Annotated in this window: 15 protein-coding genes; 7 read left to right on the top strand and 8 right to left on the bottom strand. The window is 37.0% G+C overall.

Annotated elements, in window-relative coordinates; all coding sequences use genetic code 11:
• Positions 1-3: 3 nt before the first annotated feature.
• The 5 genes from ASG21_RS08645 to kbl form a co-directional block, all read right to left on the bottom strand.
• On the bottom strand, positions 4-732 hold the full coding sequence (locus ASG21_RS08645) for an ABC transporter permease (protein ID WP_056078367.1): 729 nt from the start codon (positions 730-732) through the stop codon (positions 4-6).
• Between the two features lie 323 nt (positions 733-1,055).
• Positions 1,056-1,613 carry a CopD family protein gene (locus ASG21_RS08640; protein ID WP_056078364.1) on the bottom strand — a complete coding sequence of 186 codons (558 nt, stop codon included), beginning with the start codon at positions 1,611-1,613 and terminating at the stop codon, positions 1,056-1,058.
• Positions 1,614-1,699: 86 nt separating this feature from the next.
• The gene (locus ASG21_RS08635) at positions 1,700-2,089 is read right to left on the bottom strand and encodes a hypothetical protein (RefSeq protein ID WP_056078361.1); all 390 of its coding nucleotides are present in this window, start codon (positions 2,087-2,089) and stop codon (positions 1,700-1,702) included.
• Between the two features lie 14 nt (positions 2,090-2,103).
• Positions 2,104-2,985, bottom strand: a complete 882-nt coding sequence (locus tag ASG21_RS08630) for a hypothetical protein (protein WP_206743171.1) — start codon at positions 2,983-2,985, stop codon at positions 2,104-2,106.
• Between the two features lie 112 nt (positions 2,986-3,097).
• Positions 3,098-4,294 (bottom strand): glycine C-acetyltransferase, encoded by a 1,197-nt coding sequence (gene kbl, locus ASG21_RS08625; RefSeq protein ID WP_056078355.1) that lies wholly within the window; start codon positions 4,292-4,294, stop codon positions 3,098-3,100.
• Positions 4,295-4,449: 155 nt separating this feature from the next.
• On the opposite strand from kbl, the gene ASG21_RS08620 reads away from it, so the two are divergent.
• Positions 4,450-5,328: a cupin-like domain-containing protein gene (locus ASG21_RS08620; protein WP_056078352.1), complete on the top strand. Its 879-nt coding sequence runs from the start codon at positions 4,450-4,452 to the stop codon at positions 5,326-5,328.
• 91 nt (positions 5,329-5,419) lie between these two features.
• Here the strand turns inward: ASG21_RS08620 and ASG21_RS08615 are convergent, their stop codons facing one another.
• Positions 5,420-5,812: a hypothetical protein gene (locus ASG21_RS08615; RefSeq protein WP_056078349.1), complete on the bottom strand. Its 393-nt coding sequence runs from the start codon at positions 5,810-5,812 to the stop codon at positions 5,420-5,422.
• A gap of 104 nt (positions 5,813-5,916) precedes the next feature.
• Positions 5,917-6,594 (bottom strand): TIGR02117 family protein, encoded by a 678-nt coding sequence (locus ASG21_RS08610; RefSeq protein WP_056078348.1) that lies wholly within the window; start codon positions 6,592-6,594, stop codon positions 5,917-5,919.
• A gap of 423 nt (positions 6,595-7,017) precedes the next feature.
• Between ASG21_RS08610 and ASG21_RS08605 the strand changes: the two genes are divergently transcribed.
• The 4 genes from ASG21_RS08605 to ASG21_RS08590 all read left to right on the top strand — a co-directional run bounded on the left by ASG21_RS08605 (position 7,018) and on the right by ASG21_RS08590 (position 13,309).
• Positions 7,018-7,476 carry a hypothetical protein gene (locus tag ASG21_RS08605; RefSeq protein ID WP_056078345.1) on the top strand — a complete coding sequence of 153 codons (459 nt, stop codon included), beginning with the start codon at positions 7,018-7,020 and terminating at the stop codon, positions 7,474-7,476.
• A 108-nt stretch (positions 7,477-7,584) separates the two neighbouring features.
• A complete protein-coding gene (locus tag ASG21_RS08600) occupies positions 7,585-8,670 on the top strand; it encodes an efflux RND transporter periplasmic adaptor subunit (RefSeq protein WP_056082265.1) in 1,086 nt (361 codons plus the stop codon).
• A gap of 15 nt (positions 8,671-8,685) precedes the next feature.
• Positions 8,686-11,847, top strand: coding sequence for an efflux RND transporter permease subunit (locus tag ASG21_RS08595; RefSeq protein WP_056078342.1), 3,162 nt, complete (start codon positions 8,686-8,688; stop codon positions 11,845-11,847).
• Positions 11,840-13,309 carry a TolC family protein gene (locus ASG21_RS08590; RefSeq protein WP_056078339.1) on the top strand — a complete coding sequence of 490 codons (1,470 nt, stop codon included), beginning with the start codon at positions 11,840-11,842 and terminating at the stop codon, positions 13,307-13,309. The genes ASG21_RS08595 and ASG21_RS08590 overlap by 8 nt, the downstream gene beginning before the upstream one ends.
• Positions 13,310-13,692: 383 nt before the next feature.
• Here ASG21_RS08590 and queG read toward each other — a convergent pair whose 3' ends face one another.
• Positions 13,693-14,649, bottom strand: coding sequence for a tRNA epoxyqueuosine(34) reductase QueG (gene queG, locus ASG21_RS08585; RefSeq protein WP_056078336.1), 957 nt, complete (start codon positions 14,647-14,649; stop codon positions 13,693-13,695).
• Positions 14,650-14,756: 107 nt separating this feature from the next.
• On the opposite strand from queG, the gene ASG21_RS08580 reads away from it, so the two are divergent.
• Positions 14,757-15,035, top strand: a complete 279-nt coding sequence (locus ASG21_RS08580; protein WP_056078334.1) for a rhodanese-like domain-containing protein — start codon at positions 14,757-14,759, stop codon at positions 15,033-15,035.
• A 136-nt stretch (positions 15,036-15,171) separates the two neighbouring features.
• The coding region (locus tag ASG21_RS08575; protein ID WP_056082262.1) for a hypothetical protein at positions 15,172-15,758 on the top strand (587 nt) is incomplete at its 3' end.

Raw genomic sequence — 15,758 nt, 5'->3', positions numbered from 1 at the left:
GTTCTACTTCTTTTTGGTGATGAAATGATTTGACAAAAACAGCGTAATGCCGATGATTAAAACAAAATAGGCAACATCTTTAAAATCGATTAAGCCTCTTGTAAAACCTAAAAAGTGCTGGTAAAAACCGACGTTCTGAAGGATAAAGTCTGCACCTCCCAATAATTTGTAGCTAGCCAGCTGTTCAATCCCGAAATACATAATGAATGACATGAAAACGCCCAAAAGATAAGCCATAATCTGGTTCTGGGAAATGGATGAGGCTAAAATCCCGACACCTGCAAAAGCCGCGATAAGGATAATTAAACCTAAATAACTTCCCAACGTCATTCCCATATCGATATTACCGAATGGTACGCCTAAAACATAAACTGTGTAAAGATAAATAAGTGAAGGAATTAAACATAAAATCCCGACAACCCAGACTGAAAGAAATTTCCCAGTCACCAAATCTGAGATTTTTAAAGGCTGTGAAAAAAGCCAGTTTAAAGTTCCTGTCTGCTGTTCCTCAGCGAAAGTTTTCATCGAAAGCGCCGGAATAATAAACATCAAAAGCCACGGCACCAACACAAAATAGCTCTGCAGCGAAGCAGAACCGATATCGAAAATATTGGAATCATTCTCGAAGAAAAACAAAAACAGCGTCGTTATCAGGCTGAATGCCGCGATGATGATCCACGCGCTCCAGTTTCCGAAGTAACTCCAAAGTTCTTTTTTTAAAATTGCTATCATATATTAATTTGATATTTGAGGTTTGAGATTTGAGATTTATGCGTCATTGCGGGGAATGAAGTAAGCTCAATTTCAACCATTCTCTTTTACTTTTTACATCATCTCCGATCCTTTTCACATCGGAAATCATACATTTTTACTCGCAACCGAGTCTTTTTGATTCAAATTTGAATCTTTTATACTCAAATTTGAATCTTTGACATTGAACGTTGAATGTTTTTGATTCAAATCTGAATCTTTTTACTCAAATTTGAGCCTTTTACATTCAACATTAAGTGTTTTTGTATTGTCAGCAAGACTTTCAACTTGGCTCTTTTTACTTTTTACCTGGCTCTTTTTCCTTTTCCTTTATTAACCAACTTCACCGTCATCATAATCAGAAATACCAGAACGAAAAATCCGGCAATTAATTGCCACCAATATTCGATTACCATTGATTTTAAAATTACTGTGAACACGACCAGAAACAAAATAAAGGTGGCTATTTCATTGGCCTGTCTCAGTTTTATATTCGCTGTATCAAGTGTTTTTCCGTTGAGTGCTTTCAATTTCAAAACTTTCTTCCAGCACCAGTAGTGATAAACTGCCAGTCCGACAAGGAAGGTTAATTTCAAATGAAACCAAGGCGTTTTCATTAAGTTAAAATTAAAAAAAATCATTGCTAAACCGCATACCGTCATGATTACACCAGCCGGCACGGTGATGATATTCCAGAGCCGTCTTGCCATGAAGGTGTACTGCTCTCTGAGAATATTTTTTTTCGTTTCATCAAAAGCATCGGTATCTTTATAGTACACAAAAATTCTCACGAGATAAAAAATTCCCGCAAAATAAGAGACCATAAAAATAATGTGCAACGCCTTGATGATGGTATACAGCATCGTAAAAATTTGTGGGCAAAGATAAGTTATTTCAGAAAAAAAGAGTATTTATTCTCAAATCTTTACTGAATTAATTATGCAAATATTTAGGAAATCCAGTTATCAATTATCGTAACAACATAGCCTCTTTCACTTTTTTTAATTAGATAGGTATTTCCAAAAGCAACACCATCAAATTTTAAGACGTACAAATCTTCAAAATCATCACATTTAAAAAGCTTGGAATAGCTTTTAATGTACATATTAAAAGGATTTAATTTTTGATATTCCTGATATTCTTTTGATGTTAAAAAAATGACTTTTTCACTGTAAGTATATATTCTTCTTAAATCTTTATCATCAGTAATAATTATTTTTGCTCTTAAATTATCCACATAATCGTTTGGCCTATTTGGAAACTGCATGTTCAACTCTTCCTTCTGATTTTTTATATCTTTCTTAAAATTTGCAATATTTATTTCAAAACCGTCTTCCAACGGGTTTTTATCCTCTAAAATGTATAATTGCCGTAAATAATAGCTTCGAAAATTTTAGTAAAGTCATTTTCGACCGAAGCGTACTTAGGATTAAAGTCTTCCGAGTCAGAAATACCATCACCATCAGAATCTTTTGAATATGGATTGGTGAAATAGTTCATTTTTTCGTCTAAATCATTCCATCCATCATTATCGCTGTCTTTTAAAATTTCCTTTAAATTAATTACGACTAAAGCATTATTTTTAACCGTTTCATAAACCGGACCACCTCCCGGAAGCGTTAATGGTTCAGTCATTCTTACAATATTTGCCTCAATTTGAATATGATTTTCGTCTCTCCACAACTGAAAATTTGAATTAGACTTAAAAATATAATTATTTTCGTCATACAAACCTGTAAAATAATTTTTCCACGTATTTCCTTCATCATTAGAAATTTTCAAATAATATGCAGGATTGAAAGATGATTTCAAAACATATAGAATTCCAATTTTTTTACCAATTTTTCCCGTTTTAACGATTAAAGGTTTTGGTATCTCATAATATTTTCTTTGAAAAGCAATTTTAGAGATTGAATCCTTTATCTTATAAAAACCAAATAGAGAATCAGGTACTTGATTTAAGATTGCCTTCTTATACTCTAACTCCAAAGAGTCTACAACACCACCTATCGATGCAGGATCTCTTACAGTTTCTACGTTTATAAAACTAAATCTTTTATTAAGTGCGTTGCTTTTCAGCTTTGTATTTTTAATAAGTTTTTCCGAAGTTAAGTAACTTGCACGAACGCTGTCTTCATACTTACGCAATAAATTACATTTACAAGCAGAAGATCTTTGTGATTGTGCTGTATTGAAGACGATTAAGAAGCATATCAAAAACAGTTTTTTCATCATGATGTTTTTTAGTTTTATAACGATAGAAATAGTTTAAATATTCAAAATTGAAGAAATAAAAAACGGAATTTCAAAAAATTGAAACTCCGTCAGATATTTTTAAATGAAAAGTTTAGGAAATCACTCCCAGTTCTTTCCCTACTTTCTCAAACCCTGCAATCGCCTTGTCCAGATGCTCTTTTGTATGAGCCGCAGAAAGCTGAACTCTGATTCTTGCCTTGCCTTTCGGAACTACCGGATAGAAGAATCCAATCACGTAAATGCCTTCATCCATGAGCTTTTCAGCCATTTTCTGAGCCAAAGGTGCGTCGTATAACATTACCGGAACAATTGCAGCATCGCCGTCCGGAATATCAAAACCTTTCGCTTTCATTTCGGCTCTGAAGTATTCTGCGTTTTCCATTACCTGATCACGGAGTGAAGTGTCGTCTGAAATCATATCCAAAACTTTCAAAGCTGCACCAACGATTCCAGGAGCCAAAGAGTTTGAAAATAAATAAGGTCTCGAACGCTGTCTCAGCATATCGATAATTTCTTTTTTACCGGAAGTAAATCCACCCAAAGCACCGCCCAGAGCTTTACCTAAAGTGGATGTAATAATATCTACTCTGCCCATCACTTCGTTGGCTTCGTGTGTTCCACGCCCTGTTTTTCCGATAAAACCGGTGGCGTGAGAATCGTCGACCATCACCAAAGCATCGTACTTATCGGCAAGATCACAAACACCTTTCAGGTCTGCAACAATTCCATCCATAGAAAAAACACCGTCTGTAACGATTACTTTAAATCTGTGATTTTTTTCTGAAGCAGCGATCAATTGTGCTTCAAGATCTTCCATGTTATTGTTTTTGTAACGGTATCTCGCAGCTTTGCAAAGACGTACGCCGTCAATAATCGAAGCGTGATTCAATTCATCTGAAATAATAGCATCTTCTTCTGTAAACAACGGTTCGAAAACACCACCGTTGGCATCAAAACACGCTGCATACAAAATTGTATCTTCAAGTCCTAAAAAGTCAGCTATTTTTTGCTCCAGCTGCTTGTGGATATCCTGAGTTCCGCAGATAAAACGTACAGAAGACATACCGTAACCATGAGATTCTATCATATCCTGAGAAGCTTTCATCACTTCTGTATTGTTTGATAAACCAAGGTAATTGTTGGCACAGAAATTTAGAAGTTTCTTTCCATTGGCTTCTATTTCGGCACTCTGCTGAGAAGTGATGATTCTTTCTTTTTTAAAAAGTCCGTCATTCTTAATATTCTGTAATTCGTTCTGTAGATTTTCAAGATACTTTGTAGAGATCATTTTTTGATAATTTTTAGGTGTGCTAATTTAATAAAATCATGGTAAACTACTTACTTTTATCATTCTATTCTGTGAGAATATACATGAATAATTTTGATAAATAGTCTACCAAAGTTATAGACTATTGGTTATATTTGCTGTCTAAAATTGATACAATGAGATTATCTGCGGTACAGAAAATTAGAAATATATCATCAGAAGATTTTTTAAAACAACATTTAAAACCAGCAAAACCGGTTATACTTCAAGACTTTGTCGACGCTGAAAGCCCTGCATTTAAAAAATGGAATTACCAGTATTTCAAGGAAGTTGCCGGCGAGCAGAAAATTAATATTTACGGAAGCGAGATTGAATCTTTAGACCGCGTTGCAAGCAAACCTATTGGGCAAAGCACTTTTTCAGAATATCTTGACTTAATTGTTTCAAAACCAACTGAGCACAGGCTTTTTCTATTTAATCTTCTGACTGTTAAGCCTGAACTCAAAGAAGACATTCATTACAACGATGTAACCAAAGGTAAAATTTTGAAGTGGCTTCCGTTTATGTTTTTCGGTGGTGAGGGTTCCATTACGAGAAATCATGTCGATATCGATATGTCTCATGTTTTTATCACACAGTTTCAGGGCATCAAAAAAATCTGGCTTTTTCCCTGGGATCAATCTGATTTACTATATAAACTTCCTTACAATTTTCACAGCATTACGAATGTAAAAGAGCCTGATTACAGTGAATTTCCAGGTTTGAAATACGTCAACGGCTATGAAGCAGTCATTCAACCTGGCGAAACTCTGTACATTCCGTCGGGATGGTGGCACTATATTCAATATGAAACCGAAGGCTACTCTGTTTCGGTAAGGGCTTTGCCTTTAAGCTGGCTTGAGAAATGGCGCGGATTTAAAAATCTGGTACTCATCCGTCATTTTGATAATGCAATGCGGAATTTATTTCAAGAAAAATGGTTTGATTTTAAAGTAAGAAAAGCTACAAGAAAGGCTAACCGTGCGATAAAGAAGCAGAAAACTTTTCAGATTTAAATTTATTTACTAAATATTTTTATTCTGAAATTGAATCTTAAAAAAAAGACCTCCTTCCGGAAGTCTTTTACGCTTATCAATCATTTAAGCATTAATTCTGTTTTGCAAAATATGCTTCTTTAAACGTTCCTGATCTTGCATCGCAGCTGTCTTTTACAGTTGAAAAATGAATTTTGTTATCTTTGATATCAAATGTGTAAGTCCCTTTAGAACCTACTTTGCAGGGAGAACCTCCAGATACTTTTTCAAAAAGTATTTCGCTTCCCTTCTGCGAATATTTCATATTCTCAATCATCTCATTTTGGTGATAAGCTTCGCAATTGGTTTCGTTAAATTTCAACACAATTTCATTGGGATCGGGAACATTAGCCATTCCTTTCCACTCTGTACCAGCCAGAGATTTCGTTTCAGATCCGGTGCAGTTTATCAGCAAACCCGCGGTGCAAAGGATCATTCCGGTTACAAATAATTTTAAGTTTTTCATAGTAAATGTTTGTTGATTAGTTTAATAAATTTAATAAAAAATTTAAACGAAAACCAAAATTTACTGAAAAATTTAAATTAATTACTGTTATAAATTTAAAAAAACTACTTGTAATGCTGGAAAATCCCGACATCAGAAGCAGTCCACCATGCAGCTTTCTGTCCGGCAGCTTTCAGGGCATCATTAGACCAGGTATTGCACGTGTATAAAAAACTGTAAGTTCCTTTTGCATCGTAGAAAGCATCGTTGTCATCGTAGACCGCATCGGTTTTGACGAACATATAATTTCCATGGGCGTCTTTATCGAATTTAGCATCAACAAAATTCACTAAATCCCGGTATTGCTGTTCCGAAACCATTATTTTTTTACAGTCGTCTGCCTCTTTCATTTCATTGTAGAAACTGCAGTGCATTGCCGATTCGCTCAGCCAAAAAGCTGCTTTAAATGCAGTTGAAGCTTTAAGGTCTGCCCAGGTTGGTGTATCAAGATAAAAACCTTTGTCGCCCCACCCGATTCCAACATACTGATAATCTGTTTTCCTGGATTTTACATTTTCAAAACTGATTTTTTGACTCCAGTCTGTGATGTTGTTTCTCACAGGCATTACAATATCGGTGTGCACGCCGTTGGTGTAGATGTAAATCGGGATATTTTTGGTGTCGGCAGTTTCCTTTTCTGAAGTTTCAATAAACGGTAACAGATAGGCTGCAAGCACGTAGAGAACCACAATTCCTAAAAATATACCGATCACTTTTAAGAAAATAAAGATCATTTTTTTCATCTTGAATTATTAATAAAATTTCACAAATAGTTTTGCCCGAAAAGTTTTGCGAAAAGATGAGAATTTTTTATCTTTAGAAAACAAATCTCCACAAATATGCAGAAAAAAAGCAAATCTCAGAAAAAATTTAAGTTAAGAGTGAAAATTGCTCCTAAAAGAAAACAGACCAGACGCTGATTTTTTTTCTTTCTTAAATTATATCTGGCCAGATAAACTCTATATTTTCGTTCTCTTAAAGGAAAATGACGGTACCAAAAAATATTGTCCGCCATTTCAGCCCCTTTAACTTCTGTACAAAAAACTGTCTCTCAACAGTTTTCAGGGAATTGTCTCCCTAAAAAATTCCACTTTTCTATTTTTAATGTTTTTTTAATATTCAGTTTTAATTCCAGATTCCAATCATTTCTTACCTTTGTACCCGGAATGAAAAGAAGACTCTATCAATATTTTTTCTTTTTACTGCTCGTTATTTTGGCTTGCGGAGGTGCAGATTCTCTACACAGCCGTAACAATGATGTTCAGGCAGATTCCACAGTTTCCATTCCTACGATCAGCAGATCTGTTTCAAAGAAAAACACTCATACCCAACACAATAAATTTGCTGTTTCTCACAGAAATTCTTCTCAGTACACGAGAGATTATCCTCAACAGCAGCACATTTTGGGAGAACTGAGCGACTCAGATTCTGAAGAGGAAGACAGCTCTGAAACTGAAACAGATTCCGGACTTTTAAAAATTGCAAAAGCAGACCTCTGGACTGCCGAATTTGCGTTTGTCAATACTTTTCACACCAATAAAAGTGCAGTTTACTTTGCACATTCGGACCTTAAAAATTCCTCTTCTGATCCGCTGTACATTCAGTACAGTGTTTTCAGATTGTGATACCCTGAGTATTTTTAACTACAGTTCATGCACATCAAAACTGATGATGCACTGAAATCTTCAATTTTTATTTCAAATAATTTATCGTTAAAAAACTTACTCATGATAATGGTTAAGAAAAGTCTTATGTATCTAAGCATGTGTCTGTCTTTGGTTTTGGCAAGCTGTCATTCTGAAAAAGAAGAAAAAACCGAAGCGGCAACCTATAAAATTACAAGTCCGCTTGTGCAGGATACCCTCATTGACAAAGCCTACGTGGCACAAATCCGTTCTATCAATCATATTGAACTCCGTGCACAGGAAAAAGGATACATCCAGAAAGTGTATGTGGATGAAGGTCAGTTTGTGCAGAAAGGACAGATACTTTTTAAAATTCAGCCCAACCTGTATCAGGCAGACGTGAGCAAAGCTCAGGCAGAGGCCAGATACTCGCAAATTGAATATCAGAACACCAAAAATCTTGCAGACAAAGACATTGTTGCACCTCAGGAAAAGGCAATGGCAAAAGCAAGATATGAAAAAGCTCAGGCCGAAGTTGCTACGATGCAGGCTCACCTTCAGTTTACAGAAATCCGCGCTCCGTTCAGCGGAATCGTTGGGCGTTTTCACGTTAGAGTCGGAAGTTTGGTTGATGATGGAGATTTAATTACCGAACTTTCAGACAACAGCAAAATGTGGGTTTATTTTAATATTCCTGAAGCTGAATATTTAAGCCAGTTGGGAAACAGTAAAAATGGAGAAAAACTTCACGTTAAACTTCAGATGGCCAACGGTCAAATGTTTAATCAGGAAGGAATCGTGGAAACAATCGAATCAGATTTCGACAATGAAACCGGAAACATTGCATACAGAGCTACATTTTTAAACCCTGAAAAACTTCTCCGTTACGGACAGACCGGAAACATCATGATCACCACTCCATTCAAAAATGCAATGCTGATTCCTCAGAAAGCAACCTATGAAGAGCTGGAGAAAAAATATGTGTATGTCATCACAAAAGACAATATTGTGAAAGCCCGCGAAATAAAAGTAGCAGCAGAACTTCCGCACATTTATGTTGTACAATCAGGATTGCAGAAAGATGATAAGATCTTATTGGAAGGATTGAGAATGGTTTCAGAAAACCAGAAAATCAAAACTCAGTTCATCGCTCCACAGAAAGTGTTGTCAAATCTTGATCTGTACGCAGAGTAACCAAATCAGAAAATCATGTTTAAAAAAATAATACACAGACCGGTATTTGCAATTGTAATATCGGTGATCATCCTCTTTGTAGGTGGTCTTTCCATAAAACAGCTTCCCACTGAACAGTTTCCGCAAATTGCCCCGACTACAGTTGCTGTAACCATCGCTTATCCAGGTTCAAGTGCCGATGTTCTGGTTAAATCTTCTTTGATTACCATCGAAAATGCCATCAACGGTGTTCAGGGAATGCGATATGTGACGAGTGACGCTACAAGTGCCGGTGAAGCAACGGTCAACGTAGTTTTTGAACCGGGAACAGATCCCAATCAGGCAGTTGTTTTAGTAAAAACAAGAATCGATCAGGTGATGCCGCTTCTTCCGATTTTGGTACAGAAAGAAGGTGTTGTTGTAAATCCGATTCAGCCAAGTATGTTGATGTATGTAAACCTTTACAGCAAAAACAAAAGCATGGATGAAAAGTTTCTCTACAACTATGCTACAGTCAATATTATTCCTGAAATCAACCGTATTCACGGGATTGCAAAATCTCAGATTTTAGGAAGCCGGAGATATGCGATGCGTATCTGGCTGAACCCCGACAGAATGCGTGCCTACGATATTTCAACAGATGAAGTGATGAAAGCTATTGGCGAACAGAGCATCATCGGACGTCCCGGCAGAATCGGACAAAGTTCGGGTATCGCTGCCCAGTCACTGGAATATGTTTTAACCTACAAAGGTCAATACAACACTCCAGAACAGTACGAAAATATTATTGTAAGAGCCAATTCCGAAGGTGAAAATGTGAAATTAAAAGACGTTGGAAAAGTTGAGCTTGGAAGCGAATTTTTCGATATTTATTCCAATCTTGACGGGCATCCTTCCGCTTCAATCGTTTTAAAACAAAACTACGGAAGTAATGCCAACGACGTTATCAAAGAAGTAAAAGCCAAACTCGAAGAAATGCGTCCGAACTTCCCGCCGGGAGTAGATTACAAAGTTTCTTACGACGTTTCGCAGTTTCTTGATGCTTCGATTGAGCAGGTTGTTCACACTTTAAGAGATGCGTTTATCCTCGTAGCCATCGTGGTTTTCATATTCCTCGGAGACTGGAGATCAACATTAATTCCGATTATTGCCGTGCCGGTCTCTCTGATTGGAGCATTCTTTTTCATTCAATTATGTGGATTATCAATAAACTTAGTAACACTTTTCGCACTGGTTTTAGCTATCGGAATTGTGGTGGATGACGCCATTGTTGTCGTCGAAGCTGTTCATGCCAAGATGGAAGAAAAACATCTCACTCCTTATTTAGCCGTAAAAGAGGTAATGGGTGAAATTTCAGGAGCAATTATTGCGATTACTGCAGTAATGGTTTCAGTATTCTTACCGATTTCATTTATGACAGGACCTGTAGGAACTTTCTACCGTCAGTTTTCTATAACGATGGCGAGTGCAATTGTGATTTCAGCAGTAGTTGCTTTAACGCTGACTCCGGTTCTTGCAGCGATGATTTTAAAGAATAATCACGGTCAGGAAAAGAAAAAGAATCTGTTCACAAGATTTATAGATTCTTTTAACAGAGGTTTTGATAAACTTACAGGAAAATACACTTCATTCCTGAGAAAAATTGTGAGCCGGAAAGGACTTACCTGGGGAATTCTTGCCATTTTCTGTGTCGGAATTTTTATTGAAAACAAAACCTTACCAGGAGGATTTATCCCAAGTGAAGACCAGGGAACCATTTATGCGATTATCCAGACGCCGCCAGGTTCTACATTAGAACAGACCAATAAGGTATCGAGAGATTTACAGGCCATTTGTATGAAAGTTGACGGTGTAGAATCTGTTTCCTCACTTGCCGGGTACGAAATTATGACGGAAGGTCGTGGTTCAAATGCCGGAACGTGTCTGATCAACCTTAAAACCTGGGGCGACCGTGAGCATTCTGTGAAAGAAGTAATGGAAGAAATGGAAGAAAAAACCAAAGGACTTGGTGCCACCATTGAATTCTTTGAACCTCCTGCTGTTCCCGGTTTTGGATCGTCTGGTGGTTTTTCAATGAGACTTTTAGACATGAACAGAACTACGGATTATCAGGATTTTGATAAAGTAAATAAATCTTTTATCAATGAACTTAAAAAGAGAAAAGAACTGACCGGGGTTTTCACCTTTTTCGCAGCCAACTATCCGCAGTATGAATTGGTTTTCGATAATAATGCCGCAATGCAGAAAGGCGTTTCTATCGGAAAAGCTATGGAAAACCTGAATATTTTAGTGGGAAGTACCTACGAACAGGGCTTCATCAGATTCGGGCAATTCTTTAAAGTATATGTACAGTCCGGCCCGGAATTCAGAAAACTTCCTACAGATATTTTGAATCTCTATGTAAAAAATGACAGAGACGAAATGGTGCCCTACTCCGCATTTATGAGCATGAAAAAAACGCAGGGACCGAATGAAATCACACGTTACAACATGTACAATTCTGCAGCGGTTCGTGGACTTCCGTCTGACGGTTACACTACTGCAGATGCGATTAAAGCAATTAATGAAGTAGCCGCAAAAAATTTACCTCATGGCTATAAAGTGGCTTGGGAAGGGCTTTCTTTTGACGAAGCTAAAAAAGGAAATGAATCTGTTTACGTCTTTTTAGTCGTTCTGATTTTCGTTTATCTTGTTTTGGCGGCACAATACGAAAGTTTCATTCTTCCGTTTGCCGTGATTTTATCGCTACCCGTCGGAATTTTCGGCTCCTTCTTTTTACTTAAAGCGATGGGACTTCAGAACGATATTTACGCACAAGTCGGGCTCATCATGTTGATTGGTCTCTTGGGTAAAAATGCTGTTCTGATTGTAGAATTTGCTGTCCATAAAAGACAGGAAGGACTTTCCATTTTTGAAGCAGCAATCGAAGGATCGAAAGCGCGTTTCAGACCTATTTTAATGACATCATTTGCATTTATCGCAGGTTTGATTCCGCTGATTTTTGCACACGGCGCGGGAGCCATCGGAAATCATACCATAGGAGCATCAGCAATGGGCGGAATGGTTTTCGGAACCGTGCTCGGCGTTGTCATCATTCCTGGATTATACTATATTTTCGGAAAAATGGCTGACGGCAGAAAAATGATTAAAAACGAAGAATCATTACCTCTAACAGATGATATGATCCATTATGAATAAGAAAATATTATATAAAAACGCAGGTCTTGCAGTTCTGATCTTAAGTTTAGCTGCCTGCAAACCAATGGAAGTTGCGAAACATGCAGAAAACAAAAATGTTCCGGAAAACTTCGGGATAGCAGTGAGCGACAGCACCAACACAGGAAAACTGAGCTGGAAAGAATATTTCGCTGACGAAAAACTACAAAGTTTAATTGAAACAGCATTGCAAAATAATCAGGAGCTGAATATCACGCTACAGGAAGTAGAAATGTCGAGAAATGAAATCCGTGCAAGAAAAGGAGAATATCTACCTTTTGTTGGCGGAAAAGCCGGAGCAGGCGTTGACAAAGTAGGCCGTTACACCAATATCGGAGCTTTGGAAGCGAATACTGAAATAAGACCAGGAAAAGAAATGCCGGAACCACTTTTCGACTTCGGAATCGGAGCGTACGCCCATTGGGAAACCGACATCTGGGGAAAACTTCACAATGCCACGAGAGCTCAGGTTCAGAAATACCTTTCAACGGTTGAAGGCAGAAATTTCATGGTAACCAATATTATTTCTGAAATCGCCAACTCATATTACGAACTTTTAGCTTTAGATAATGAATTGAAGATTCTGGAGCAGAATATTAAAATTCAGAATGATGCCTTTCGTGTTGTTAAGATTTTAAAGCAAAATGCCAGAGGAAACGAGCTTGCCGTAAAAAGATTTGAAGCTCAGGTTTTAAAAACGCAAAGCATGCAGTTTGAAATCCGTCAGAAAATCACGGAAACTGAAAATAAGATTAATTATTTGGTCGGAAGATTTCCGCAGCATGTAGAGCGTTCCGAAGATCAATTTGACAGCCTTGTACCGCAAACTGTTTTTGCCGGAGTACCTTCAGATTTGCTTGAAAACAGAGCCGATATCAAGCAGGCAGAATTCCAGCTTGCCGCTTCAAAATTTGACGTTAAATCAGCCAAAGCAAGATTTTATCCTTCACTGGATATCACTGCCGGAGTTGGTTTTAATGCTTACAACCCTGCGTATATTTTTGATATCAAATCTTTGGTATTTAATCTCGTGGGCGATCTTACTGCCCCTATCATCAACAGAAATGCGATAAAAGCAGGTTACGCGAATGCCAATGCCAGACAGATTCAGGCAGCTTTTGAGTATGAGCAGAAAATTCTGAATGCTTATGTGGAAGTGACCAATCAGCTTTCCAACATCAAAAATCTGCAGAGCAGTTATGAATTGAAATCTCAGGAAGTTGATGCTTTAACGAAGTCTATCGATATTTCCAACGACCTTTTCAAATACGCCAGAGCAGATTATATGGAAGTTTTACTAACCCAAAGAGATGCTCTCGAAGCGAAGTTTGAACTTGTGGAAACTAAAGTTGAACAATTGAAAGCGACCGTTAGTTTATACAGAAGTTTAGGCGGTGGATGGGATCAGCAGCCAGTTGCCAACCCAAACATTACCAAAAGATAATCATTATCATTGTTTTTTTTCGTAAGCTGTCCTGATTTTTCGGGGCAGCTTTTTATGTTTTTTTGGCTTGAACCAAAGGAACCAATCCCGAAACTTCGGGATAAGACTTGGAAACTCTGGCTAAAATTTTAAAGAACTTCCTAAAATCTCCAAAACTCGGGCGGAAAGGCAATTTACTTGTTTAATAACATTTATTGTCGCCACTCAAACAGTGGAGATTTTTATACGGAATTTCTTCAAAATTTCTTAACGCCTCCGTTTCCTAGGTCGTTAAAACTACGTGAAAAGACTTGAAAATTTGAATCTTATGTACTAAACTATATTTACATCTCGCTTAAAATTTGCTCGCAAATCCTTAATAAAAACTTAAGAATTTAATGACCTTAATGGTTTAAAATTATTAAAATTGAATTACCATTTAAAAACTCAATATTTCTTTTCAGACCCGCAAATTTTGTGCGTTTTACAGGAGATTTTCTAAAGATTTCAGAGAATAATTCCTGCGTGATTTCCTTCCACTCCCCTTTTTTAAGGTTTTTTAGGAAATCATTTGGCTTAAATTTATTTTGATTGTGTGGTGCCGCAAAACGGTTCCACGGACAAACATCCTGACAGACGTCGCAGCCGAACATCCAGTCATCCATTTTATCTTTAAAATAATCGGGAATTTCGTTTTTCAATTCAATCGTTGCGTAGGAAATACATTTGCTCCCGTCTATAAGTTTATCGGTAATAATGGCGTCCGTCGGACAGGCATCGATACATTTTCTGCAACTTCCGCAGTGATCGGTGGTCGGATGGTCTGTTTCCAGCTCAAGATCACAGATGATTTCGGCTAAAAAATAGAATGAACCGCTTTGTTTTGTTATTAAATTGGCATTTTTCCCTACCCAGCCAATGCCGGATTTTCTTGCCCAGCTCCTTTCCAAAACAGGAGCAGAATCTACAAAAACACGGAATGAAAATTCACCAATTTCTTTCTGCAACTCGGAAACCATGTCACGGAGAATTTCTTTGATGACTTCATGGTAATCTTCAGCGTAAGCGTATTTTGAGATTTTAAAATTGTCTAAAGTCGAAATTTTTTCTTCAGGAAAATAATTGTACGATAATGAAATCACCGATTTTGAACCCTCCACCAGTAATCTTGGATCAAGTCTTTTATCGAAATGATTTTCCATGTACTTCATTTCGCCGTGGTAGTTGTTTTTCAGCCAGTTTTCGAGTGGTCTGGCTTCTTCTTCCAAAAATTCTGCCTTTGAAATGCCACAATTCTGAAAGCCAAAACTTTTTGCTTTGGATTTGATGAGCTGGCTGTATTTTTCGGCGTTGGCATTCATTATTTACCTTGCAAAACTAAGATTATTTTATAAATTTGTGTGACTTTGATTTTACATAAATTAAAGAACTCGGAAAAATCAATTTAAACATTAAATACACAACAATTATGTCATTAGAAGAAGTAATAAAATCCGGAAACTACGAACTGATCGACGTTCGTGAACCAATGGAACTGGAAATGGACGGAAACATTGAAGGCGCTAAAAATATCCCTTTGGGTGAGGTAGAAGACAGACAGGATGAAATTCTTTCTATCGAAAAACCGGTAATCTTGTTCTGCAGAAGCGGAAACAGAAGCGGGAAAGCATTGGAATATCTGAATTCCCAAGGTCTGAAAGAAGGCTACAACGGTGGCGGATGGGCTGAATTGAAATCGGCTTTGTAAAAAAATTTAAAGGAACTTCTCGGTTCCTTTTTTTATGTAAACTTCTTGTCAATCAATCTTGCCAAGGTGATCAACTGTATGATGATTAGACTTGGCAAGGTTTCCACGGTTTGATCTAAAATACATCGTTACTTCAATGGATTTGAAAAACTTATTCTTAAAAATTTCAGAAAGACACTGTTCAGATAAGAAACTGGTTGAAGAATTGTGGACAGCAATTGAAAAACAGTATTCGACAAGATCAAGACATTACCACAATCTGGAGCATCTTGAAAACATTTTTTCAGAACTTGAGGAAGTTAAAACTGAGATTATTGATTTTGACACACTCGCTTTCTCCGTATTTTACCACGATGTGATTTACAAATCAACATCAAAGGACAACGAGGAAAAAAGTGCAGAATTTGCTTATTCAAGTTTAAAAAAACTGAAACTTTCTGAAACTCAACTTCAGAAAATAAGCGAACAGATCTTAGCTACAAAAAAACATGAATTCTCACGAGATGAGGACACCAATTACCTTATTGATGCTGACCTTTCCATCCTTGGTGCTGAAAGAAATATTTACAAAAGTTACATTGATAATATACGGAAAGAATATTCTGTTTATCCCGATTTCCTTTACAAACCGGGCAGAAAGAAGGTCCTACAGCACTTCTTAGAATTTGAAGAGATTTTTAAGACCGAAGATTTTAAAAATAAGTATGAAATGAAGGCACGGGA

The organism is Chryseobacterium sp. Leaf394 (assembly GCF_001424105.1).
Taxonomy (GTDB): Bacteria; Bacteroidota; Bacteroidia; order Flavobacteriales; family Weeksellaceae; genus Chryseobacterium.
This window is presented reverse-complemented; position numbering and strand designations above follow the sequence as displayed.